At 63.3% G+C, this 23632-nt stretch carries 21 protein-coding genes and 2 pseudogenes; 20 read left to right on the top strand and 3 right to left on the bottom strand.

Annotated elements, in window-relative coordinates:
• Positions 1-35: 35 nt before the first annotated feature.
• The 12 genes and pseudogenes from ABD225_RS05995 to ABD225_RS05950 all read left to right on the top strand — a co-directional run.
• A pseudogene (locus tag ABD225_RS05995) lies at positions 36-773 on the top strand (polysaccharide biosynthesis protein); the annotation flags it as partial.
• Entirely contained in the window at positions 770-1933 is a 1164-nt protein-coding gene (locus tag ABD225_RS05990) for a DegT/DnrJ/EryC1/StrS family aminotransferase (RefSeq protein ID WP_344082481.1), read from the top strand. The pseudogene ABD225_RS05995 and the gene ABD225_RS05990, both read left to right, overlap by 4 nt.
• A complete protein-coding gene (locus ABD225_RS05985; protein ID WP_344082479.1) occupies positions 1930-2532 on the top strand; it encodes a sugar transferase in 603 nt (200 codons plus the stop codon). The genes ABD225_RS05990 and ABD225_RS05985 overlap by 4 nt, the downstream gene beginning before the upstream one ends.
• Entirely contained in the window at positions 2532-3158 is a 627-nt protein-coding gene (locus ABD225_RS05980; RefSeq protein ID WP_344082477.1) for a NeuD/PglB/VioB family sugar acetyltransferase, read from the top strand. Before ABD225_RS05985 ends, ABD225_RS05980 begins: the two co-directional genes overlap by 1 nt.
• A complete protein-coding gene (locus tag ABD225_RS18680) occupies positions 3155-4309 on the top strand; it encodes a glycosyltransferase family 4 protein (protein WP_425564350.1) in 1155 nt (384 codons plus the stop codon). The genes ABD225_RS05980 and ABD225_RS18680 overlap by 4 nt, the downstream gene beginning before the upstream one ends.
• Positions 4310-4313: 4 nt before the next feature.
• On the top strand, positions 4314-5258 hold the full coding sequence (locus ABD225_RS05975) for an NAD-dependent epimerase/dehydratase family protein (RefSeq protein WP_344082475.1): 945 nt from the start codon (positions 4314-4316) through the stop codon (positions 5256-5258).
• The gene (locus tag ABD225_RS05970) at positions 5255-6286 is read left to right on the top strand and encodes an SDR family NAD(P)-dependent oxidoreductase (RefSeq protein ID WP_344082473.1); all 1032 of its coding nucleotides are present in this window, start codon (positions 5255-5257) and stop codon (positions 6284-6286) included. The genes ABD225_RS05975 and ABD225_RS05970 overlap by 4 nt, the downstream gene beginning before the upstream one ends.
• On the top strand, positions 6283-7386 hold the full coding sequence (locus ABD225_RS05965; RefSeq protein WP_344082471.1) for a polysaccharide biosynthesis C-terminal domain-containing protein: 1104 nt from the start codon (positions 6283-6285) through the stop codon (positions 7384-7386). Before ABD225_RS05970 ends, ABD225_RS05965 begins: the two co-directional genes overlap by 4 nt.
• Positions 7387-7394: 8 nt before the next feature.
• Positions 7395-8603, top strand: coding sequence for a non-hydrolyzing UDP-N-acetylglucosamine 2-epimerase (gene wecB, locus ABD225_RS05960; RefSeq protein WP_344082469.1), 1209 nt, complete (start codon positions 7395-7397; stop codon positions 8601-8603).
• A gap of 10 nt (positions 8604-8613) precedes the next feature.
• On the top strand, positions 8614-9807 hold the full coding sequence (locus tag ABD225_RS18675; protein WP_425564349.1) for a glycosyltransferase: 1194 nt from the start codon (positions 8614-8616) through the stop codon (positions 9805-9807).
• Positions 9785-11098, top strand: coding sequence for an MATE family efflux transporter (locus ABD225_RS05955; RefSeq protein WP_344082467.1), 1314 nt, complete (start codon positions 9785-9787; stop codon positions 11096-11098). Before ABD225_RS18675 ends, ABD225_RS05955 begins: the two co-directional genes overlap by 23 nt.
• Before the next feature lie 91 nt (positions 11099-11189).
• Positions 11190-11885, top strand: coding sequence for a hypothetical protein (locus ABD225_RS05950; RefSeq protein WP_344082465.1), 696 nt, complete (start codon positions 11190-11192; stop codon positions 11883-11885).
• Here ABD225_RS05950 and ABD225_RS05945 read toward each other — a convergent pair.
• The 3 genes from ABD225_RS05945 to ABD225_RS05935 form a co-directional block, all read right to left on the bottom strand.
• Positions 11878-12657 carry a glycosyltransferase family 4 protein gene (locus tag ABD225_RS05945; protein WP_344082463.1) on the bottom strand — a complete coding sequence of 260 codons (780 nt, stop codon included), beginning with the start codon at positions 12655-12657 and terminating at the stop codon, positions 11878-11880. The two genes, ABD225_RS05950 and ABD225_RS05945, sit on opposite strands and share 8 nt — an antisense overlap.
• A gap of 442 nt (positions 12658-13099) precedes the next feature.
• The gene (locus ABD225_RS05940; protein WP_344082461.1) at positions 13100-14161 is read right to left on the bottom strand and encodes an EpsG family protein; all 1062 of its coding nucleotides are present in this window, start codon (positions 14159-14161) and stop codon (positions 13100-13102) included.
• Positions 14158-15348, bottom strand: coding sequence for a glycosyltransferase (locus tag ABD225_RS05935; RefSeq protein ID WP_344082459.1), 1191 nt, complete (start codon positions 15346-15348; stop codon positions 14158-14160). Before ABD225_RS05935 ends, ABD225_RS05940 begins: the two co-directional genes overlap by 4 nt.
• Positions 15349-15607: 259 nt before the next feature.
• Here ABD225_RS05935 and cysD point away from each other — a divergent pair, with 259 nt between their 5' ends.
• The 8 genes and pseudogenes from cysD to ABD225_RS05895 all read left to right on the top strand — a co-directional run bounded on the left by cysD (position 15608) and on the right by ABD225_RS05895 (position 23577).
• Positions 15608-16522, top strand: a complete 915-nt coding sequence (gene cysD, locus ABD225_RS05930) for a sulfate adenylyltransferase subunit CysD (RefSeq protein WP_344082457.1) — start codon at positions 15608-15610, stop codon at positions 16520-16522.
• 143 nt (positions 16523-16665) lie between these two features.
• Positions 16666-17592, top strand: a complete 927-nt coding sequence (locus ABD225_RS05925; protein ID WP_344082455.1) for a sulfate adenylyltransferase subunit 1 — start codon at positions 16666-16668, stop codon at positions 17590-17592.
• A 29-nt stretch (positions 17593-17621) separates the two neighbouring features.
• Positions 17622-17930: an elongation factor 1-alpha C-terminal domain-related protein gene (locus tag ABD225_RS05920; protein WP_344082453.1), complete on the top strand. Its 309-nt coding sequence runs from the start codon at positions 17622-17624 to the stop codon at positions 17928-17930.
• A gap of 312 nt (positions 17931-18242) precedes the next feature.
• Positions 18243-19277, top strand: a pseudogene (locus tag ABD225_RS05915) (IS630 family transposase); the annotation flags it as partial.
• A 95-nt stretch (positions 19278-19372) separates the two neighbouring features.
• The gene (locus ABD225_RS05910; RefSeq protein ID WP_344082451.1) at positions 19373-21601 is read left to right on the top strand and encodes an NADP-dependent isocitrate dehydrogenase; all 2229 of its coding nucleotides are present in this window, start codon (positions 19373-19375) and stop codon (positions 21599-21601) included.
• A gap of 1 nt (position 21602) precedes the next feature.
• On the top strand, positions 21603-22718 hold the full coding sequence (locus ABD225_RS05905; protein ID WP_344082449.1) for a glycosyltransferase: 1116 nt from the start codon (positions 21603-21605) through the stop codon (positions 22716-22718).
• A 41-nt stretch (positions 22719-22759) separates the two neighbouring features.
• Positions 22760-23047, top strand: coding sequence for a PqqD family protein (locus ABD225_RS05900; RefSeq protein WP_048546331.1), 288 nt, complete (start codon positions 22760-22762; stop codon positions 23045-23047).
• On the top strand, positions 23044-23577 hold the full coding sequence (locus ABD225_RS05895; RefSeq protein WP_344082446.1) for a nucleotidyltransferase family protein: 534 nt from the start codon (positions 23044-23046) through the stop codon (positions 23575-23577). The genes ABD225_RS05900 and ABD225_RS05895 overlap by 4 nt, the downstream gene beginning before the upstream one ends.
• Positions 23578-23632: the final 55 nt, after the last annotated feature.

The raw sequence follows: 23632 nt of genomic DNA, 5'->3' as shown, positions 1-23632 counted from the left end.
CGTGGTCGAGGGCGGACGTGTCGTCAATGCGGCCATCGCTCAAGCACCTGCCGCTCCTCGAGCAGTACCCGATGGAGGCGTGGAAGACCAACGTCCTCGGCACGCTCGACGTGCTCCGGGCTGCTCAGGCTGTCGGTGTCGAGACGCTCGTCAACGTCTCGACGGACAAGGCGGCCAACCCGACCTGCGCCCTCGGCTACAGCGAGCGGATCACCGAGCGGCTCACAGCCTCCTTCGCCGATCTTGACGAGCACACTTACGTCAGCGTCCGCTTCGGCAACGTCCTCGGCTCCCGCGGGTCGGTCATCACGGCCTTCACCGCGCAGATCGAGCAGGGCGGTCCGGTGACGGTGACCCACCCCGACGTCGAGCGATACTTCATGCTCATCCCGGAGGCCTGCCAGCTCGTCCTGCAGTCAGCAGCCATCGGGCGCGATGGCGAGGTCATGGTGCTGGAGATGGGCAACCCGGTGAAGATCGACGACGTCGCGAAGACCCTCATCAGCATGTCGGGCCGCAAGGACGTCGAGATCGCCTACACCGGCCTCCGGCCGGGCGAGAAGATGTCGGAGGAGCTCTTCACCCCCGGCGAGTCGATCAAGGGCACCGGCCATGAGCTCGTCTCGAGCGTCGACGTGCCTCGGCTCGCTCCCTCGATCATCGACTCGACCGCGCACCCCTCCCCCGAGGTATCAGCCGAGTGGATGCGCCAGGCGGCAGTCCCCGGTGCAGATGCCACCGATGCCTTCCTCGATGTCGAGGTCTCTCGATGAACGAGCGCATCTACCTGTCGAAGGCCGAGGTCACCGAGGTCGAGGAACGCTTCGTCCTCGACGCCCTGCGCTCAAGCTGGATCGCCCCCCTGGGACCGCATGTCGATGCCTTCGAGGCCGAGGTCGTGGAGCGGGTCGGGGTCAAGCACGCGCTGGCACTCTCCTCCGGCACGGCGGCGCTGCACCTCGCGCTACTCCACCTCGGCGCTCGGCCCGGCACCGCCGTCCTCTGCTCGACGATGACCTTCGCAGCGACGGCTAATGCCATCGCCTACTGCGGCGCGGAGCCCGTCTTTGTCGACTCGCGGGCGAGCGACGGCAACGTTAATGCCGAGCTCATGCTCGAGGCAGCCTGCACGCTGCGGGGCGAAGGGGTGGAGGTCGTCGCGGCCGTCCCGGTGGATCTCTTCGGGCGGGCCTGCGACTACGACGTCCTCGAGCCCGGGTTGGCCGAGCTGGGCATCCCCCTCCTCGAGGACGCCGCAGAGGCGCTCGGCGCGGCCTACGCAGGACGTGGGGCTGGGTCCTTCGGAGCCGCGGCGGCCCTGTCCTTCAACGGCAACAAGATCATGACGACCTCCGGCGGGGGCATGCTGCTCAGCGACGACGAGGAGCTGATCTCGCACGCCCGCAAGCTCTCCACGCAGGCCCGGGAGCCGGTGCCGTGGTACGAGCACACCGAGGTGGGGTACAACTACCGGCTCTCCAACATCCTCGCGGCCCTGGGTCGCGGTCAGCTGAGCCGGCTCGACGAGATGATCGCCCGTCGCCGAGAGATCCGCGCCCGGTACGCCGAGACCCTGGGATCGCTCGAGGGGGTGCGCTTCCTCTTCGACGACGATCCGGACCGCACGGACAACTGCTGGCTCACGACCCTGGTATTCGACCCCGCGCTGGTTGAGGTGCGAGGCCGCCCGCGGCCGAGCCTCGAAACCACCCCCGCGGACCGCATCGTCGCAGCGATGGATGCGCAGCAGATCGAGGCGCGCCACCTCTGGAAGCCGATGCACCTGCAGCCCGTGTACTCCGGTGCCAGGACCTTCGGCGGCGCGGTGAGCGAGGGCCTCTTCACCTCGGGCCTCACGCTGCCCTCCGGTGCGGGTCTGACCGACGCCGAGGTCGACCGGGTCGTCGAGACCTTAATGGGGGTGCTCGAGTGAGCTACCGCGGCAAGCGCCTGCTGGATCTCGTCCTGACGATTCCAGCGCTCCTCCTTTCTCTTCCCGTCCAAGCCGTGACGGCGGCGGCGATCCGCATGACGATGGGCCGCCCTGTGCTCTTCCGCCAGACGCGTCCTGGCCTGCACGGTGAGCCCTTCGAGATGCTGAAGTTCCGCACGATGCTCCAACTCGACCCCAAGCGTGGCCTCGTCACCGACGCGGACCGGATGACGGGTCTCGGCTCATTCCTGCGGAGCACCAGCCTCGACGAGCTGCCCACCCTGTGGAACATCGTCCGAGGAGACATGTCCGTCGTGGGGCCGAGGCCGCTGCTCATGCAATACCTGGGGCGGTACTCCCCCGAGCAGGCCCGCCGACACGAGGTGAAGCCGGGCTTGACGGGGTTGGCCCAGGTCAGCGGACGCAATGCGATCTCGTGGGAGTCGAAGTTCCGCCAAGACCTCAAGTATGTCGACAACCACAGTGTTCTCCTCGACCTGAAGATCATCCTGCGTACCGCCGTGCAGGTCCTGCGCAGGGAAGGGATCTCGGCGGAGGGCGAAGCGACGATGCCCGAATTCACGGGGGACTCGGCTTGATGGAGGACCTCGTCATCGTCGGCGCCGGCGGATTTGGTCGCGAAACTCTCGATCTTGTAATGGCGCTCAACCAGGCGCAGGAGAAGTGGTCGGTACTCGGCGTCGTCGACGACTCCCCCTCACCCGCCAACCTTGAGAGGTTAGCCAGGCGCGGGGTGCCGCACTTGGGTGGGATCGCAGACATCCCCCGCGCCGTTGCAGTGGCCGTGGCCGTCGGACGACCGCGAGCCCGACGAGCGATCGTTGACGAGCTAGCCGGAGGCGGTCACCGCTACCCTGCCCTCATCCACCCTTCGGCTGTGGTCGGCACCCGCTTCCAGCATGGCGAGGGGCTGATTGTCCTCGGTGGCGTCTCAATCGGCACGAACGTCGAGATCGGCGCGCACGTCCACCTCAACGCCCACGCCGTCGTCGGTCACGACACTCGTCTGCTCAACCATGTGAGTGTCAACCCCAATGCCACCGTCTCCGGAGAGTGTGTCGTGGGGCCTCTTACCCTCCTCGGAGCCTCGAGCACGGTACTGCAACAGATCACTGTGGGCGAGGACGTGACGATCGGTGCAGGTGCCGTCGTCACTCGAGATGTCACATCTGGTGTGACAGCGAAGGGGGTGCCAGCCCGGTGAGTCCTCGCCGCACCCGCCGCATTCTGCTTGCTGTCACCTCTACGCAGTCCTTGCGCCTCCTCGCAGGTTTCCCGGAGTACCTCGCGCGGTCCGGGTGGGACGTGCACGTGGTCTGCTCGAATCCGCCAAGTGATCAGATAATCGCCGGCTGTACGGTGCACGAGGTCCATATGCGTCGCGAGCCCTCCCCCATGATCGACCTCGTGAGCTTCGTTCGTTGGGTCTGGCTTCTCAGCCGCCTGCGTCCCGATCTAGTCGTCGCCGGAACGCCCAAGGCTGGGCTGCTTGGGATGGTGGCAGCCGCCCTACTTCGTGTGCCCTTGCGGGTATATATGTTGCGGGGTCTCCGACTGTCCACCGAGACCGGGCGTAGACGTCAGATCCTCGCACTCATTGAGCGCCTAACTGTCTGGGCGTCGACGCACGTGCAGGCCGTGAGTTTCAGCCTGCGCGACGAGTTTGTGGCCGCGGGGTTGGCCCCTGCCAATAAGGTCATCGTGGTAGGTCACGGTTCTTCCAACGGGGTCACCGTGCCCCGAGAGGCTCACGAGGAGACAGCCAAGGAGGCTCGCCAGCGCCTTGGTCTCCCTCCGGCCCGGACAGTGGGCTTCGTTGGACGCATGCACCCAGACAAAGGCATCACAACGCTGCTGGAGGCCCTCCACTTCTCTTCGGATTCACCACGGTGGCAAGCGCTCCTCATCGGACCTGAGGACCAACCAGGGTTTCTGGACCAACAGTTGTCAGCACTGCCCCCTTCAGTCCGGAAGCGCGTCGTATACATCGGGGAGATTCCCGACCCCTCTACGCACTACGGCGCCATGGACCTGCTAGCCCTGCCCACTCTGCGCGAAGGCTTTCCCAACGTCGTCTTAGAGGCTGCTGTGCACGGCACGCCGACCGTGGCTTCCGACGTCACCGGGTGTCGCGACGCCGTCGTTGACGGAGTCACCGGTCTTCTCGTACGTCCGAGCGATCCTCGAGCCCTGGCAGATGCGATCGAGCGGGTCCTCTCTAACCCAAGTTTGAGGGACCGGCTAGGTCTCCGGGCTCGAGAACGGGTGAGTCACCATTTTCGCCGAGAAGATGTGTGGCAACTGACAGCGGACCTCTACTCGTCCTTGCACACGAATTGTCGATCTGGAGCGTAATTGCATGAAGATTCTTATTACCGGCGGCGCAGGATTCATCGGTTCCAACCTCGCCAGACTAGCCCTAGATGCAGGCCATGAGGTGACCGTTGTCGACAATCTGCAAAGCGGATACCGCGACAACGTCAGTGAACTAGACATCCGGTTCCACGAGACGGACATATTGGACGGTGACGCCCTCGTGGCTGCAATGCAGGGGCAGGACTCCGTCGTCCATCTCGCGGCTCTAGGCAGCGTCCCACGAAGCATCAAGCGTCCGATGCCTACTCATGCGACTAACGCAACAGGAACGCTCACCGTGCTTCAAGCCGCCCGTGCCGCAGATGTCTCGCATGTCATCGTGTCCGGCAGCTCCTCGGTGTACGGGCTCAACCCCGCGCTTCCGAAGTCTGAGCGGGAATGGACCCGCCCGCTGAGCCCCTACGGAGTGAGCAAACTCGCGAGCGAGCAATACGTGCTCGCCTACCAGAACTCCTACGGCATGGACACACTTGCGTTCCGATTTTTCAACGTCTTCGGGCCCCGGCAACGGGCGGGCCACACATACGCGGCCGTCATCCCGATCTTCCTCGATGCTCTGCTTCGTGGCGAGGCGCTTCCGATCAATGGGGACGGGAGCAACTCTCGCGACTTTACTTACGTTGGCACGGTGTGCCGCGTGCTCCTCGAGGCCGTAGAGCGCCGCGTGACCCACCCAGAGCCTGTCAACCTAGCCTTCGGGACCAACACGAGCATCAATCAACTCGTCGATGTCGTCGCGGATGTCACAGGGATCCAGCCGGAGGTAGTCCACCGCGAGCCTCGACCGGGCGATGTCCCGCACTCGCAGGCAGACAACTCCTCCCTCGCCACTCTCTTTCCCACCGTAGAGCCCGTCGATCTGCGCACGGGTTTGGAGGAGACTCTGGCCTGGTTCCGTTCCGCAGACCTCGAGGAGGGCACCTCATGACCGAAACCTCTCTGCAGGACAAGCGGATTCTTATTACGGGCGGCACCGGATCCTTCGGCCGTACGATGGTGAAGCACCTACTCGAGGCGGACGTGACTCAGATCCACATCCTGAGCCGCGACGAGGCGAAGCAAGACGAGATGCGACAGTCCCTCGGGGACCCGCGCGTGAAGTTTTTCATCGGCGACGTCCGCGACCGGCGCAGCGTCGACGCCTCGATGGCCGACACCGACTTCGTCTTCCATGCTGCCGCGCTCAAGCAAGTACCCAGCTGCGAGTTCTTCCCCGACCAGGCCGTCAAGACCAACGTCGTGGGGAGTCAGAACGTCATCGAGTCGGCCCACGCGCACGGCGTGCAGGCGGTCGTGTGTCTCAGCACCGACAAGGCCGTGTACCCCGTCAACGCCATGGGGATGAGCAAGGCCCTGATGGAAAAGACCGCGCAGGCCTTCGCGCGCAACAACCCAAACTCCCCGACCACGGTCTCCGTCACCCGGTACGGCAACGTCATGTACTCCCGCGGGTCGGTCATCCCGCTCTTCGTGCGCCAGATCCAAGAGGGCAAGCCGCTCACGGTCACCGAGCCCCGGATGACCCGCTTCCTCATGTCGCTCGAGGAGTCGGTGGACCTGGTCAAGCACGCCTTCTTCCACGCCGAGCCCGGTGACCTCTTCGTCAAGAAGGCGCCGGCCTGCACGGTTGACACGCTGGCCCGCGCCGTCGCCTCCCTCATGGGCGTCGACGAGCCGGACATCCGCAAGATCGGGATGCGTCACGGGGAGAAAATGTACGAGACCCTCCTCTCGCCCGAAGAGATGACCAAGGCCACCGACCAGGGCGACTACTTCCGCGTCCCCCTGGACGCCCGCAGCCTCGACTACTCGAAGTACGTCGAGGACGGCGAGGACGGGACGGCGAACGCCCCCGACTTCGACTCGGACAACACCGAGCAGATGGACGTCGAGCAGGCCAAGGCCCTCATCGCAGCCCTGCCCGAGATGCGGGTCCTCCTAGGAGGCACGGCATGAAGATCGTCCTCACGGGCGCACAGGGCTTCCTCGGGTGGCACACGCGGCTGCGCCTGCACGCACTCACAGATCACGAGGTCGTGCCGGTCGGCCGTGCGGAGTGGGAAAGCCTCCCCTCGCTCATCGCGGATGCCGACGCCGTCGTCCACATCGCAGGTGTCAACCGCGCCGAGTCCGACGATGAGGTGCGTGACGGCAACATTTCGCTCGCGAGGGACCTCGCCAACGCCATCGAGAGGGGCGGCGCCCCTCCTCGCGTCGTCTACGCGAACTCCAACCAGGCAGGCAACGGCACCCCCTACGGCAGCGGCAAGGAAGAGGCCGCGAGCATCCTGGGCCGCGCGACCGAGGCCACGGGTGGCACCTTCGTCAACGTCCACCTGCCCAACATCTTCGGTGAGCACGGACGCCCCCGGTACAACTCCTTCGTCGCGACCTTCGTCCACGCCGTCATCACGGGCGAGGAAGTGACCATCAACGACAACCAGGTGGGCCTGCTCCACGTGCAGAACGCTGCTCAGGCGCTCCTCGACGGATTGACGGGTGAGGCCGCCGAGATCCATCCCGAGCCCGAGGCGCACAGGGTGCAGGAGGTCTGGGACCTGCTGCAGGAGTTCCACGCGAGCTACGTGCCGTCCGGTGAGATCCCCGACCTGTCGTCGACCTTCCGGATCGACCTCTTCAATACCTACCGGGCGGCGCTCTTCCCCGAGCACTACCCGATCCAGCTCGTCCCGCGCTCCGACCCGCGCGGTGCCTTCGTCGAGACCGTGCGGTGCCGTGGCGGCGAGGGCCAGACCTCGTTCTCGACCACGGTCCCGGGCATCACGCGCGGCGAGCATTACCACCTGCACAAGATTGAGCGCTTCGCGGTGATCCGCGGCAAGGGCACGATGGAGCTGCGGAAGATGTTCACCGACGAGGTGGTCGCCTTCGAGGCGGACGGTGACGCGCCGGTGGCTGTCGACATGCCCGTCGGCTGGGTGCACAACATCACCAACACCGGTGACGACGTGCTCTTCACGCAGTTCTGGAGCCACGAGCTCTTCCGTCCCGATGCCCCCGACACCTTCCCCGAGCCCGTCCGCCCACAGGAGTGAACCACCCCATGAAGGTCATGACCGTCGCCGGGACCCGGCCCGAGCTGATCCGCCTCTCGCGAGTCCTACATCGTCTGGATGCCACGGCTGGCATCGAGCACGTGTTCGTGCACACGGGTCAGAACTACGACTACGAGCTCAACCAGGTCTTCTTCGACGACCTCGGGATCCGCAAGCCCGACCACATGCTCGGGGTCGACACCTCGTCGCTCGGCGCGGTGCTCGGTGGCACCCTCATCGCCGTCGAGGCCGTGATCCGGGATGAGCAGCCCGATGCTCTCCTCGTCCTCGGCGACACCAACTCGTGCATCGCCGCGCTCATGGCCCGGCGCATGAAGGTGCCGGTGTACCACATGGAGGCCGGCAATCGTTGTTTCGACCTCAACGTGCCTGAGGAGACCAACCGTCGCCTCGTTGACCACGTCGCCGACTTTAACCTCGTCTACACCGAGCACGCCCGCCGGAACCTCATCGCGGAGGGCCTGCACCCGCGTCGCATCCTCAAGACGGGCTCCCCGATGCGCGAGGTCCTCGATGCCTACCGCGCCGAGATCGACGCGTCGACGGTGCTTGCGGACAAGGGGCTGTCCGAGGGCGGCTACTTCCTCGTCAGCGCGCATCGCGAAGAGAATGTGGACTCCCCCCACCGCCTGCGCATGCTCGTATCCTGCCTAACCACCGTGCACGATACGTTCGGCCTACCGGTTTTCGTCTCCACTCACCCGCGCACCCGCAGGCGACTCGAGGCACTCCCGGACTGGACCGAACCTGAGGGGCTTACATTCAGCGACCCACTCGGCTTCCACGACTACAACAGACTCCAACTCTCGGCCGCATGCTGCTTAAGCGATTCCGGGACCATCGCTGAAGAGAGCGCGATCCTGGGCTTCCCAGCAATCACTCTTCGCGAGTCAATCGAAAGGCCTGAAGCCTTGGAGGGCGGAGGCATCATCATGACGGGGCTTCACAAAGACGATGTCCTGCGCTCCATACGTGCAGTTACACAGTCACGGCCTCTCCCCAGCGATGCACCCGAGGACTATTCTATCGTGGACACCAGCTCTCGGGTGGTGAATTACATCCTGTCCACTGCGAACCGTCACGCCCAGTGGGCTGGCCTCCACAGGGAACCAGAGGCACGCGAGATCCACGGGGACACCACTCCTAATACAGCCCCTGAAACCGCAGCCGTTCTGCAAGAGCAGGCTGTGGAGTAAAAACGACATCATGACGCAATTAACCCTGATCCGGAACTCACGTCCCGCAAACTGCGTATACTTCATTGGTCACTATGCGCCTGGATCCGGCGAGTACGGACGCGTCGCCGCACCGTCTGCGGTGGCAAAGATCGACTACGTAACAGATTGCATACGTCGTTCCGGCTACGACGTGGAAATCATCTCGCCCCTCAGATCGACGTACTCGCGGGGAGATCGCGCACGGGAAAGCACTTCGAATAATGGGCACCCAATACGCTATCTCCGAAGTCTACCGTGGGGCACGCGGCCCCAGAAAGCGCTCAACGCCCTGCACGGGCAAGTAGCACTCTTCCACTTCCTTATGACCAAAATTCCGCCAGGCCAGACGATAATCGCCTATCACTCACTTTCCTTGGGCTTCAGTGTTCAAGCAACACGCATCCTACGCCGACACAAGCTGATTCTTGAAGCTGAGGAAGTGTACTCACACGTCCCTGGAATCGGGAAGTGGCGCCAGCTCCAAGAATCAATCGTCCTCAGGACTGCTGACGCATACATTCTGTCCACCGAACTCATTCGCTCGTACACAAACACACGCAAACCCTCCCTAATCTGCTATGGACCCTACAACGATGCAGGAGGCCCCTCCCCTCGCACAAACAAGCCCTATCGAAGCACATGCGTATACGCTGGAATCGTCGACGAGGATAAGGGTGGGGCTCTAAGGGCAGTCCAAGCAGCCCAATTCCTTGATAATTCATATCGAGTTCGGATCCTCGGGTTCGGCAGCGACCGCTCCATCACAGCACTCAAACGCGCCATCGAACAATCACCCGCACGTTCGAGGATTACATTCGAAGGTAAACTTGTGGGCCGCGAATTTCAGAAGGTGTTGTCAGAATGCGACATCGGCCTGTGCACACAGTCATCCACAGCCAACTTCAACGGATCATCCTTCCCATCCAAAGTGTTAACATATCTGGCCCATGGGCTACGCGTCGTTAGTGTGCCCGCCCAAGCCGTCCAAGAATCCAAGCTCAAGGCAGCTGTCAGCTTCTCCCGCGATGACTCCCCCGAAGCAATTGCTCAGGCCATCCGCCAAGCACGAGAATCGAGCACTCAAGACCCAAAGCGACTTCTGAGACAACTCGACTACGACTTCGTTCAGCAACTCAAATCCGAACTGCAGAGACAGCCCCTTGCCCGCCGAGCAACGAACTAAGCACATTCTGCGCGCAGGCCTGACCGGACTTGTCGTCCGAGTTGCCGGGATCTTCATCTCATTCGCAACCATCCCTGGCTACTTGTCCTACTTCGAAAGCTCCAACGAAGGACTAGCAGTCTGGTTCGTGCTGCTGACATTTCTTACCTGGGCACTAAATCTTGACTTTGGCCTCGGGAACGGTCTTCGCCAGGCGGTCGTCGATCTCCGCTCGAACGGCGACACGCTCGGGCTAAAGCGCGCCATCTCTTCGACTTACTCAATCGCCTTCCTCTTATCGCTTCTTGCGGGCACTATCCTTATCTTTGGCATCCTGACGTTTAATTGGCAGAAACTCTTTCGCGGCAACCAGGAAGTCGACCTGAAGAGTGCGCTCACCATCATCACAATCGCCATTTGCCTTCAACTGGTTCTTAGAATAGCCCCGTCCATCTTATACGGACTTCACCGTCCAACAACGGCAGCAGTTCCTGGCCTAGCAAGCAACATCCTTCTTCTCTTGTATCTTGTCGCTGCAACTCACCTCCCGTTTCGAGGCGACTTAAACGCGCTAGCATTAGCCTACCTCGTGTGCTTGACGGCCCCTCTCCTGGCAATGTCCCTCTGGCTATTCAGAGGCCTGATACCCGAAGCGTCTCCTTCAATGCACTTTATCGCCTTTGGAGAAGGCCGACGAATACTGCAAATCGGTGCTGGCTTTCTACTAATCCAACTCCTCTATGCAGCCGCTACAACGACCAACCCAGCTGTTATTTCTTGGCAACTTGAACCTAGCGCCGTCGTTGAATACCAGGTCTACTCGCGGCCCTACTCTGCTCTCTCCATGATCTTCGGTCTGGCGCTCATCCCGATCTGGTCCGCGGTCACTCAGGCAGCGAAAGACGGTGACCTTGCATGGGTCAACAAGCTGTTTCGTAGACTGTGCTGCCTAACCATAGTCGCGGCACTAATTCTTATAGCCGCCATCCCCATCATGGGGCCCTTTTACGCCATCTGGCTTAGAGATCCGGAACTGAAACCGAGCACCTTCCAACTGAGCTGCCTTGCAGTCTCCTGCACGGCATTATTCGCTAACGCAGGACTCTCGAATCTCGCGAGCGGGCTGGGGCAGATTTCAAGTCAAATCTCACTGCTTGCCGTCGGCATTGTCTGCAAATTTGCCTTTACACTCACCGTGCTCCAGCAGAGTCAAGAATGGGCCTTGGTGGCACTCTCCGACACGCTCGCATTCCTGCCGTACATACTCATTCAGCCCCTAATAATCATTCAAGCACTGAGACGCACGGCCTAGCACAATATTCGAAGCCGATAGCTTCCAGCCCATCACAATCCCAATGAACCTTGCAGGGCCACTTCGCATACGACCTAAAGGAGGTCACTCAATGAGGCTGGTGCATGACCTACTTGCCACCGAAAGCCGCCACGCCAGAATAATCCTCGGCGCGCACAAACGGACCTTGGGAAAGAATTCGATTCAACTGGGCCGCCGCAACCGGCTCGAGTCCGAGTTCGCGCGGCTTTCAGGAACCCGCATCTCAGTCAAGGGCAGCAACAATTTGATCTCTATCGGACCTCGCACTCGGATAGAAGGCTGTCATATTTTCATCTCTGGCTCAAACAATACGGTAACTATCGGCGGCGACGCTACCCTTAAAGATGCTGAGCTTTGGATCGAAGATGAGGGCAATTGCATCTCGGTAGGGCAACGGACAAAGATTACCGGACGAACCCACCTTGCAGCGATCGAAGGGACTGCCCTACAGATCGGCGAGGACTGTCTCTTCTCTAGCAGTATCCATTTCACGACCAGCGATAGCCACTCAATTGTCGACCTTGCTGGCAGCCGTGTAAATCCGCCGGAAAGCATCACGGTGGGCGATCATGTTTGGATCGGGACTGGAGTCCTTGCACTCAAGGGAACTCAGATTGCCTCCAACTGCGTAATCGGGGCAGGGTCTCTTCTCAGCGGTCACTACACCACGGAGAACGCCGTGTTCGCGGGCCGACCAGCACGTTTGGTTAGAAGCAAGATTGACTGGCACTTCGAGCGTATTCCATGGGCAGTTGACGTCACCTAGCTTCCTCACGGTCACTGGTGGCGCGCTTCGCTGTTAGTTCCAGGAGCTTTTGGCTGAACCTGCCATACACGGTGGCATGATCATGGACCGTCATTGCATGATCATGATTCCCCTCCCCAAGCGCGCTTGCCAGGTTCGGATCTCGTGCCAGTCGCTCCATACACGAGGCGAGCTCAGTGGCGCTGTCAGGGGTGAACGTCAAGCCGTTCTTCTCGTCTGCAATGCATTGCGCCAAATGCGGGAATCTACTGGCAATCACAGGCTTCCTAGCAAAACCTGCCTCGTACGCTGGTCTTAACTGGTGGGGCTGGGTAATTGGACACACGATAACGTCGGCGGCGGCAAATAGAACCTCCGGCTCCTGAACGACACCCACGAACTCAATATCCTGGCGGTCGGAGGTCCTGGCAGACGCCTTCAGAACCTTACGGTCAAATCGTCGCCTTCGAATGTGCCCCCGCAGATTGGCTGGTGCCCTAGGAGGTTCTCCGGCGAATATGGCATGCACAGGTCTCTGCAGTTGGGCAACCGCATCACAGAAGATGTCAGCACCCTTAAGCGCATTTGAACCGCCAACATACAGCGGCGCGAAGACGCGCTCATCAATTCCCAGTGCTGCACGGGCCGCACTCTTCGACCAACATGTATCCATAAGGTTGGGGGAGGCGTCCGGGACTACCATGGTCTCGACCCCGGAGAGGGCATCGCTCATCTGATCGAAATTCGACAGGTACACCACGAGGTCGAAGTTTTTGCGGATACGTGACAGCACACGGTTCGAAATTCTCCGGCGGGATCCGCGCATGGTTTCACGGACCATCAACACTGAGACGCTAGTTCTCGGTGCCACGAGCGCGAGCCAAGAGATCACACCAGAGTTGGCCACCACCACGTCCGGTCGCTCATCAACCAATCGCTCCCCCCAAGCTCGTAGATGCCACGGGACCCTACAGGTATAGAACCAGAACCGTGGATGCCACAGATGGTCCCCTCCGCTGTAGTACGGGACCTTTGGCATCCTGTCTGGGAAGGTCTTCACAATCGCACCAGCATCCTGAATCTGGCTCGCAAGGTGAGTCGCTGATTCCGGCACGTACGCGACTACTTCGAAGTTTTCAGTAGTACCGCGGACCAAATCGACGAGGCTGCGTCCACCGCCGCCTGTCGCTGCAGAATGATGAATTGCAACAAGTTTAGGTCTCATCACCTTAGCCTCATCCGATGGTGTATGGATAGATGCCGAGGCTCGAGCTCGGCGTGCTTATCGCGAACTGGATCAAGGGCAAGATTACGCAGGCGGCCGTTGCGATAGTCCGTGACGGACCAACACGCTGCTCCATCGCAAGATTGGTAAGCATTACGATGACGATGGTTGAGAAGTAGTGGGTGTATCGCGTGGCGATAGGGACTTCGATAGCAGCCACCACACTCGCGAAGTTCGCGATTGACACAACGTACATCAACTCGAAGCTGGGGACGCGTCGCGCGGAGCCTCTTGCGTTTTGGGACCTTCCCCCCACCTCGGGCCACAAGGCAATGCATGCTACGGGAATCGCGAAAGCTACCAGGATGACGAGTGGGTTGACTGAGGACGCACTTTCCAGGTAGTCCTCGTACTTCACCAAACCCATCCGCTCTAAGGCCCGTGTGCCAAGGGACCATTGGGTCCCAATCAGCCCGGCCACAGCCAGCAATACCGCGGCTCTAGTTCTGGTCATCTGACCCTTGGAGTAGAACAGAGCAAAAGGTAACAACATTATGGCAGTATTATGAAATTGGTAAGCGACGAGGATTAGCGCCGCGAACGCTATCCGTTTGCCTCTGAGGAGGGTCAGGAAGGCAACTGTTGCTATTGCGATGGCGATCGATTGTCGCATTCCAGTCATTGCAAGCGCAAAAGGGCCCATGAGTATAAACATAATCATACCAAGTGGTGGGCTTTTGCTGTGACTACCAAACATCAGGGCGGCAGCGCCGGTCGCTGCGAGCGCGGCAATCAGGAGGAAGGATCGAAAGTCGAGTCCCGCCCTAGCTGACCACTGAGCAACCATGGAGTAGCCGGGCTCACTTTCCCTGACCATGCCGCTCTGGTACTCGCCAAAGTAGGCCAATGTGTCAGCCCCCACGCCGTAGGACCGAAGCCCGATAAATGCGGAAGTCATTAGAGTGGCGATTACGAGGAATGGCCCGTACGACCCACTCGGGGACTGGCCTCGCTGCGATGTGATGACCCAGGCTGTGGAGATTCCCGCGAGCAGTAGGATGTATGGGATCATGGCGTGTTCCGGCCTTGAGGCGTCGAGGCCATGATTGTATTCAGTAATGTAGCGACTCGGGCAATTTCGAATGGCGATTCCGTCATGCACCTGTCCGCCATCGCGTCATGGTTCGATCCATGATTCAAGATAGTCGACTTAACGCATTGCACCCTCTCCTCGTGCCCATTCGGCAAGATAACTCCATTTTCGCCGTCACGAATGTACAGGGCGATATCCCCCGTTTCAGAGACAATTGGTGGGACTCCCGCAGTCACCGACTCGACCACCTTGGTGGGAAATCCTGCTCGGGTTAGGCGGGATTCGTCACGGATCAGGATCGTGTAGTCCGCCTGTCCGAGTCGGGTCCTCACCTCTGAGGCTTCGCGAGCGCCCATAAAGTGAATCCTGCGACCATTCACTCCGGACAGGATGTCCCGGTGCCGGGGAACAGCTAGAAGGTAGTCTTCTCGCGTTATTCCGTAGATCTCGAATGCGAAAGAAACGTCATCCATAGATGAGTCCGTGAGAATGTCTATCGCAACGTCGAGACGATCCTTCATTTCGCGGCCTTGAAGCTCGCGTGCTTCCCTCCTGAACGGATTCCCGGCATATAGTAGAAGCACTTTTCCCGGGTGGTCATCGCTTGAACGCGGCTCGATCGGACCTGCGGGAATTCCGACGCCGGGGATGATCACCGTCGGCTTGCGTCGATAGTATTCGCCCAGGTAGGTGCTAGATACTATCAGGCCATCCACAAAGTGCAAAAGATGACGCATTCTTAGATTTGTGTCGATCTGCTTGGCTATTGCGCGGAATGGTGCGTGCGAGAAATCAGGCGCATCGTACCATTCAGTTGCAACCGCGATGAGCCGGTCGGTTAATCGCGATTTAGATGCAAGCACGGCCGCAAGGAGTGCCGCGTCAGGGTTGTATAGGAGCACGGCACGAGGTCGCTGCACTGACGACAGTCGGGAGATTGCCCTAAAAGTGGTTGGAAAGTTGATCTTCGACGTTGAGGGCGAGGGCAAGACAGCCTCTACGCCGGGCGAGATGGTTAGGCTTGTTCCTATGTGCTGTGGATCGGTGGCCCTTCCAATGATCCGGACGCTGTAGCCGTTTTGTTGAAATGATCGCGCTACGCCCTCCATCATTTGCGCGGCCGCATTTCGAGTCGGAAAGTCGAGCGGCCCAACGATCAGGATCATGCCACTTGTCACGCTTATTCCTTCCGCTTAATCCGATCAGTCATTGAACCTCGCGAACTGGGCGCGGCTGTCGTGCCAATCTTGTTGCAGTCGACAGGAAGTCTAAGGGCAGCGGTGGCGTAGAAGGTCAGGCACGGGAGGCCAGTGCTCGTGCTCGGACGCGCTGCACAGCACGTTTATCCCAACACCTGAACGGAAGTTTGGTCATCCATAACTTCCAGTTATGCTCCGAGGGTTCGGTCCGAAGAGAGGTTCCCTCATGCCCACTGCCGCCCCACAGGCTGCCCTGACGCACCTCGACGTGCTCGAGAGCGAGTCGATCCACATCATCCGTGAGGTCGCCGCAGAGCTCGAGCGACCCGTCCTGATGTTCAGCGGCGGCAAGGACTCCATCGTCATGCTCCGGCTCGCCGAGCGCGCCTTCGCGCCGGCGAAGATCCCCTTCGGGCTGCTGCAGGTCGACACGGGCTATGACTTCCCCGAGGTGCTCGCGACCCGCGACCGCTGGGTCGAGCGGCTCGGCATCGAGCTGCACGTCGCCTCCGTCGAGCAGGCGATCGCCGACGGCATCGTCGTCGACGACGGCAAGACCTCGCGCAACCGCCTCCAGATCGGCACCCTGCTCCACGCCATCGAGGAGCGCGGCTACACCGCGGCCTTCGGCGGCGGCCGGCGCGACGAGGAGAAGGCCCGCGCCAAGGAGCGCATCTACTCCCACCGCGACGACTTCGGCCAGTGGGACCCCAAGAACCAGCGCCCCGAGCTCTGGTCGCTCTACAACGGGCGCATCCACGAGGGCGAGCACATGCGCGTCTTCCCCCTGAGCAACTGGACCGAGCTCGACATCTGGCAGTACATCGCCCGCGAGCAGCTCGACATCCCGGAGATCTACTACTCGCACCGCCGGCGGGTCTTCGAGCGCGACGGGATGCTCCTCTCTGAGAGCGAGCACAACCCCCTTCGTCCCGGCGAGGAGGTGACCGAGCGGCAGGTGCGCTTCCGCACCGTCGGCGACCTCACCCTCACCGGGTGCGTAGAGTCCGACGCCGCCACGGTCGAGCAGATCATCGACGAGATCTCCGTCGCCCGCCTCACCGAGCGTGGCGCCACCCGTGGCGACGACCGCTTCAGCGAGGCCGCCATGGAGGACCGCAAGAAGGAGGGGTACTTCTGATGAGTACCGGTATCGCGTCTCGTTCGTCTCGAGGCTCGTCGCAGAGCTCCCCTTCGAGGCTCGCTGGCGCTCGCACCTCAGGGCAGCGCTCGCACCTCGACGAGCATGGGGTTGGAGGCTCGCACCTCGACGAGCAAGGACTCTTGAGGGTCGCGACGGCCGGGTCCGTCGACGACGGCAAGTCGACGCTCATCGGGCGGCTGCTGCTGGACTCCAAGGCGATCTTCGAGGACCAGCTCGAGGCCGTCGAGGCGACCAGCAAGGCCAAGGGCCACGACCACACCGACCTCGCGCTGCTCACCGACGGCCTGCGCAGCGAGCGCGAGCAGGGCATCACCATCGATGTCGCCTACCGCTACTTCGCGACGCCGCGGCGCAAGTTCATCCTCGCCGACACCCCCGGCCACGCGCAGTACACGCGCAACATGGTCACCGGCGCCTCGACCGCCGACCTCGGGCTCGTCCTCGTCGACGCCCGCCACGGCCTCACCGAGCAGTCCCGTCGGCACACCGTGCTTCTCTCCCTGCTCCAGGTCCCCCACGTCAGCCTCGTCGTCAACAAGATGGACCTCGTCGGCTACGACCAGGGCGTCTTCGAGACGATCGAGAAGGAGTTCCGCGACTTCACCGACCGCCTCGGCGCCGCCGAGGTCACCGCCTTCCCCATCAGCGCTCTCGTCGGCGACAACGTCGTCGAGCCGAGCGAGGAGACCCCGTGGTTCGAGGGAGGCAGCCTGCTCGCCCACCTCGAGACGGTCACCAGCGCCCGCGGGCGCGAAGGGGGGTCCGCCGGGGCCCGCTTCCCCGTCCAGTACGTCATCCGGCCGCAGACCGGCGAGCACCGCGACTACCGCGGCTACGCCGGCCGGGTCGAGGGCGGCACCTTCGAGATCGGGCAGGAGGTCGTCGTCCTCCCCAGCGGCATGCGCAGCACGATCGCGGGCATCGACACCCTCGGGCAGGAGCACGAGCGCGCAACGACCTCGCAGTCCGTCGTGCTGCGTCTGACCGACGACATCGACGTCTCCCGGGGTGACCTCATCGCCGACGTCGAGCACGCGCCCAGGTGACCCGGGAGATCACGGCCACGGTGTGCTGGATGTCCACGGGGGCACTGCACTCCCGGCAGAAGCTCCTCCTCAAGCACACGACCCGTACCGTCCGCGCGATCGTCGACGGGGTCAACGCCAAGGTCGACATCAACACCCTGGACCGCGACGGTGGCGCCGACGAGCTCGGGCTCAACGAGATCGGCACGGTCTCGCTGCGGCTCTCTCAGCCGATCGTCGTCGATCCCTACCGGGAGCAGCGCGTCACCGGCTCCTTCATCCTTATCGACCCGGCAACCGGCGGCACCGTCGGGGCCGGGATGATCGAGGGCACCCAGAGCGTGGAGTACTCGATCTGAGGCGGGCTACCCAGCCGTTACCATAAGCCGGGCACCTGCGGACGACAGCTCCGCACCCGATCCTCGAAGGACGCCGACCCCGCTGGCCGAGGACGGGGGCCCCGACCTCGGACCGATCAACTCTGCGGTCGCGACGATCGCCGAGCACCTCCAGCCCGGCCCGCATCGCCGTCGTCCACGGCTCCCAGCTGAGGGTCACCGGTGCGCTGGTGGCCAGCTTGTCGGCCTGGGTCCACAGGTGCACGTTCTCGGCGAGGTCCAGGACCGCCCCCACCAGCACCAGCCACATCGCGAGCCGCGCCGCCTGCCACCAGGACCACGTCCGGTCGCCCGGTCCTGGTGCAGCGTGCCAGGGCGCTGCTGCTGGCCGGGGACGGGATGGCGAACACCGCGATCGCGGCGCAGGTGGGCGCGACAGTGAAGACGGTGCGGGCGTGGCGGGAACGGTTCGTAGGTGAGGGTCTGGTGAAGTTCGCGCAGGTCAAGGAGGGCCGGGGTCGCAAGGCGACGATCCCGCAGGCGAAGATTGAGGAGATCGACGATCTCACGCTGCATTCCAAACCGGCGGGCGAGACGCACTGGTCGTGCCGGACGATGGCCGCGAAAACGGGCGTGTCGTCCTCACAAGTGCAGCGGATCTGGTCGGCCCGAGGGCTCAAACCGCACCTGGTCGACACGTTCAAGTTGTCCAACGACCCGCAATTCGAGACCAAGCTCGTTGACGTGGTGGGGTTGTACCTGAACCCGCCCGAGCAGGCGATCGTGCTGTGCATGGACGACAAGAGCCAGATCCAGGCGCTGGACCGCACCCAGCCGTCGCTGCCACTGAAGCCCGGACGAGCCGGCACGATGACGCACGATTACAAGCGCAACGGCACCACGACGCTGTTCGCCGCGTTGGAAGTCGCCACGGGAAAGGTGATCGGACAGTGCCTACCCAAACATCGTCACGATGAATTCCTGACGTTCCTGCGAAGGATCGACCGCGCCGTGCCCGCCGACCTGCAGGTGCATCTGATCTTGGACAACTACGCCACCCACAACCACGCCGACGTGACGAAGTGGCTCACGAAACACCCCCGGTTTCACCTGCACTTCACACCGACCTCGTCGTCATGGCTGAACCTCGTCGAACGTTGGTTCCGGGATCTGGACCAGAAGGCACTGCGCCGCGGCGTGTTCAAGAGCGTCCCCGATCTCATCACCGCGATCGAGGACTACCTCAACGCCCACAACGACCAACCTCGACCGCTGGTCTGGACCGCATCAGCCGAGTCCATCCTGGAGAAAGTCACCCGCGGCCGAGTCGCCCTCAACCAGGTAACCAACACTGGGACAGACCACTAGGGCACGAGGCCAACGTCAGAGGTGGCCCGAAGGTCTCGATAACCTGTGGTGACACGACGTGTGCGGAGCATGACCGAGAAGGAGAAGCCAAAGAGATGGCCAAGATCATCTACACCCTGACCGATGAGGCGCCGCTGCTGGCGACGTACTCCTTCCTCCCGATCGTCGAGGCCTTCGCCTCCACGGCCGGCGTGGAGGTCGAGACGCGCGATATCTCCCTCGCGGGGCGCATCGTGGCGGCCTTCGCCGACCTCCTGCCCGAGGACCAGCGCGTGGGGGACGCGCTCGCCGAGTTGGGTGAGCTGGCCACGACGCCCGAGGCCAACATCATCAAGCTGCCCAATATCTCCGCCTCGGTCCCCCAGCTCAAGGCGGCCATCGCCGAGCTGCAGTCCCAGGGCATCTCCCTGCCGGACTATCCGGACGAGCCCAAGACCGACGAGGAGCGCGACGCCCGCGCCCGTTATGACAAGGTCAAGGGCAGCGCGGTCAACCCCGTGCTGCGCGAGGGCAACTCGGACCGCCGCGCCCCGGCGTCGGTGAAGAACTACGCCCGCAACCACCCGCACTCGATGGGCGCTTGGTCCTCGGACAGCAAGACGAACGTCGCGACGATGGGCGTCAACGACTTCCGCAGCAACGAGAGGTCGATCGTGCTGCCGGCGGCGGACGTGCTGACCATCAAACACGTCGGCGCCGACGGCACCGAGACGATCCTCAAGGAGGGACTGAAGGTGCTCGAGGGCGAGGTCGTCGACGGCACCTTCATCTCCGCCTCTGCCCTCGACGCCTTCCTCGCCGAGCAGGTCGCCAAGGCCAAGGCCGACGATGTGCTCTTCTCGGTCCACCTGAAGGCCACCATGATGAAGGTCTCGGACCCGATCATCTTCGGTCACGTGGTCCGCGCCTACTTCGCTGACGTCTACACCGCATACGGCGAGCAGCTGCTGGCTGCCGGACTGGACGGCACCAACGGCTTGGCGGCCGTCCTCGCCGGCCTCGACGGGCTGGAGAACGGCGCGGAGATCAAGGCGGCCTTCGACAAGGCGCTTGCCGACGGCCCACGCCTCGCGATGGTCAACTCCGACAAGGGCATCACCAACCTCCACGTCCCCAGCGATGTCATCGTCGACGCGTCCATGCCGGCGATGATCCGCACCTCCGGTCACATGTGGGGCCCCGACGGCCAGGAAGCGGACACGCTCGCCGTCATCCCCGACAGCTCCTATGCCGGCGTCTATCAAGCCGTCATCGACGACTGCCGCGCCAACGGCGCCTATGACCCGAAGACCATGGGTTCGGTGCCCAACGTCGGCCTGATGGCACAGAAGGCCGAGGAATACGGCAGCCACGACAAGACCTTCGAGATGAGCGCTCCCGGCCGCGTGCAGGTGGTGAACCAAGCAGGTGAAGTGCTCATGGAGCACGAGGTCGAGGCCGGCGACATCTGGCGCGCCTGCCAGACCAAGGACGCCCCCATCCAGGACTGGGTCAAGCTGGCCTTCACCCGCGCCCGCGCCACCGGGGACCCAGCCGTCTTCTGGCTCGACGAGGGCCGGGCCCACGACGCCAACCTGATCGCCAAGGTCAACCAGTACCTCCCCGAGCACGACACCGACGGCCTCGATATCTCGATCATGGCTCCGGCCGATGCGGCGAAGCGGTCCGTCGAGCGGATCCGCAAGGGCGAGAACACGATCTCGGTGACCGGCAACGTCCTGCGTGACTACAACACCGACCTCTTCCCCATCCTCGAGCTCGGCACCAGCGCCAAGATGCTCTCCGTCGTGCCGCTGATGAACGGCGGTGGCCTCTTCGAGACCGGGGCCGGCGGCTCGGCACCCAAGCACGTGCAGCAGCTGGTGCAGGAGAACTACCTGCGCTGGGACAGCCTCGGCGAATTCCTCGCCCTCGCCGAGTCCCTGCGCCACCTCAGCGAGACCGATGGCAACGCCCGGGCCGGCGTCCTCGCCGACGCCCTCGACAAGGCCACCGAGCGGCTGCTCGACGAGAACAAGTCGCCCGCCCGCCGGGTCGGCCAGATCGACAACCGGGGCAGCCACTTCTATCTGGCGATGTATTGGGCGCAGGAGCTGGCCAAGCAGACCGACGACCCCGAGCTCGCCGGTGCCTTCGCGTCGACCGCCGAAGCCCTCACCGCCGGCGAGGCCCAGATCAACGACGAGCTGCTCGGCGTCCAGGGCTCCCCCGCCGACATCGGCGGCTACTACCGCCCCGACCCCGACAAGACCAGCGCCGTTATGCGGCCGTCCGCCACGCTGAACACCATCGTGGATCGGCTGACGGAGAACCCGAGCGCCTGAGTTGCGGATCGCCCGTTTCCGCTCCTCCCTCGACGCCGATGACGGCGGGATCTTCACCGCCGTCATCGCGTCGAGCGCGGTACTTGCCGACGAGCACGACATCGCCATTGCGGCCCGCCGCATCGCCGGGGACCCGGCCGCACTGCATACCCGCAGCAGGGCGCGCATCGTCGCGCTCCCGACGAACCTCGGCGGCCGAATCCGCGCCACCCACCGGCTCGTCGCCGGCGCCGACCTGGTCACCCTCGAAGGCCCCTGGGACCCGTGGAACCCGCTCACCGCGGCCACCTGCGTGGTCCGGCGCACGCCATACGTCTGCGTGGCGCACGGCTCCTGGAGTCACTTCGTCAAGGACCGCTATCCCGCCAAACACCTCAAGAAACTGCTGTGGTGGGGGCTCGTCGAACACTGGGTCGTGCGCGGCGGCGCGGGGATCTGGTGGACCACCGAGCGCGAGAAGCGCTCCTCGATCGGGACCTTCCCCGGCATCCCGGACCGCGACCCCGTGGTCGAACTCGCCACCGAGGACCTGCGCGGCAAGCGCGACACCGCTTCGCACGACCCCGGCGTCCTCCAGCTGGTCACCCTGACCCGCATCCACCCGCTCAAGCGGCTCGACGACCTCGTCCGGGCGGTCGCGGGGCTGGCGGCCGCGCCATGCGGGCTGCGGGTGCACCTGAGCATCGTCGGCGACGGCCCCCCGGAGGTCATCGCCGGCCTCACCGCGCTCGCCGCGGAGCTTGGGGTCGCCGACCGGATCACCTGGACCGGTCCCCTGTGGGGCGATGCGCGGATCGCGCCGCTCGCCTCCGCGGACGTCTATGTCTGCCCGGGGCCGGAGAGTTTCGGGATGGCCGTGGCCGAGGCCCTCTCGGCGAACCTGCCCGTCGTCGTCTCCGACGAGGTCGCCCTCGCCGGCGAGATCGAGGAGGCCGGGGCGGGAGCCGTGTTCCGGTATGCCGACGTCCCCGACCTCACCGCGGCCCTCGCCCGGGTGGCGGCCGCCGTCGCCGATTCTGGCTACGGGACTACGCCACGGCAGCTGTGGGAGCGGCGGTTCAGCCATCAGGCCTTCCGGCGGCGATTTTCCGAGTCAGGACTCATTCCACGCCTGTAGGCGTTTTCGGGCGGTGAGGTCTTTGCGGCACAATTCGCGTCGTGGAGACGATCGGGCGGACCGGGCCCTGGGTCATCGATGAGTCGGTCGCCTGGGTGCACCACGATGACCGCGTCGTCCTGGTGAAGCTGGCTCCCCCGTTCACGGCGCTTCCCACTCGACTCGACGCGACCGGAGCGATTCTCTGGAGCGCCATTGCCCAGGGTGAAACGCTGGACGAGCTGGTGACCAATTTCGAGGGCGATCCGGACGAGGTTCGGCGCGGGATCATCGACTTCGTGACGAACGTGCTGGCCCAAGGCTTAATCGGACCGGCGGACCGTTCGTGACCGCCGAACTGACGCTCGCCGAGGCAACCCACCTCGCTCATGCGGTGGCCGCACGAGCAATGGCAACCGAGGACATACGGGTGCTCTTCGTCAAAGGTCCTGTAGCGGTGTCTCAAGGGCTGAGGACGGGGGGACTATCGAGCGATGTCGACATCCTGTGCGATCCTGCACGTGTCCGGGATGCCGTCGATCTCGTGCATGAATATGGGTGGACCCGCTATTCCGGCGAGCAGACAGACGCGATGGCCATCGGCATGCACGCCACCGCCTTCACGATCCCTGGGTGGCCGCCCACGATCGACTTGCACGCGAATTTTCCTGGAATGCTGGCCGATCCGCAGTCGGCGTTCGAACGGTTGTGGGCTGCCCACCGCATCGTCCGGCTGGCCCACCACAACATCCCCGCCCCGGCGCCGGCCGATCATTTCGTCATTCTCGCGCTGCACGCCCTACGCACCCTTGCACCGGGTGAACAAACGGTCGCGATGGCGCCCTTGAAGACTGCGTGGGCGTCACTAGGGAAGCGCTGATCTTTAGGACTGTGCGGCCTGGTGGCTGGCTCGGCCGGGCGGGTCGGGAAATGAT

The sequence above is a fragment of the Nostocoides veronense genome, assembly GCF_039531185.1.
Lineage (GTDB): Bacteria > Actinomycetota > Actinomycetes > Actinomycetales > Dermatophilaceae > Nostocoides_A > Nostocoides_A veronense.
Note: the sequence above shows the minus strand (reverse complement) of the source record. Positions and strands in the feature narration are given on the sequence as shown.

Excerpts from the sequence above, each read along its gene's own strand:
- ABD225_RS05975 (WP_344082475.1), top strand. The coding sequence starts at position 4,314 with ATGAAGATTCTTATTACCGGCGGCGCAGGATTCATCGGTTCCAACCTC.
- ABD225_RS05990 (WP_344082481.1), top strand. The coding sequence starts at position 770 with ATGAACGAGCGCATCTACCTGTCGAAGGCCGAGGTCACCGAGGTCGAG.
- ABD225_RS05935 (WP_344082459.1), bottom strand. The coding sequence starts at position 15,348 with ATGATCCTGATCGTTGGGCCGCTCGACTTTCCGACTCGAAATGCGGCC.
- ABD225_RS05940 (WP_344082461.1), bottom strand. The coding sequence starts at position 14,161 with ATGATCCCATACATCCTACTGCTCGCGGGAATCTCCACAGCCTGGGTC.
- ABD225_RS05980 (WP_344082477.1), top strand. The coding sequence starts at position 2,532 with ATGGAGGACCTCGTCATCGTCGGCGCCGGCGGATTTGGTCGCGAAACT.
- ABD225_RS05965 (WP_344082471.1), top strand. The coding sequence starts at position 6,283 with ATGAAGATCGTCCTCACGGGCGCACAGGGCTTCCTCGGGTGGCACACG.
- ABD225_RS05920 (WP_344082453.1), top strand. The coding sequence starts at position 17,622 with ATGTCCACGGGGGCACTGCACTCCCGGCAGAAGCTCCTCCTCAAGCAC.
- wecB (WP_344082469.1), top strand. The coding sequence starts at position 7,395 with ATGAAGGTCATGACCGTCGCCGGGACCCGGCCCGAGCTGATCCGCCTC.
- ABD225_RS05950 (WP_344082465.1), top strand. The coding sequence starts at position 11,190 with ATGAGGCTGGTGCATGACCTACTTGCCACCGAAAGCCGCCACGCCAGA.
- ABD225_RS18675 (WP_425564349.1), top strand. The coding sequence starts at position 8,614 with ATGACGCAATTAACCCTGATCCGGAACTCACGTCCCGCAAACTGCGTA.
- ABD225_RS05970 (WP_344082473.1), top strand. The coding sequence starts at position 5,255 with ATGACCGAAACCTCTCTGCAGGACAAGCGGATTCTTATTACGGGCGGC.
- ABD225_RS05910 (WP_344082451.1), top strand. The coding sequence starts at position 19,373 with ATGGCCAAGATCATCTACACCCTGACCGATGAGGCGCCGCTGCTGGCG.
- cysD (WP_344082457.1), top strand. The coding sequence starts at position 15,608 with ATGCCCACTGCCGCCCCACAGGCTGCCCTGACGCACCTCGACGTGCTC.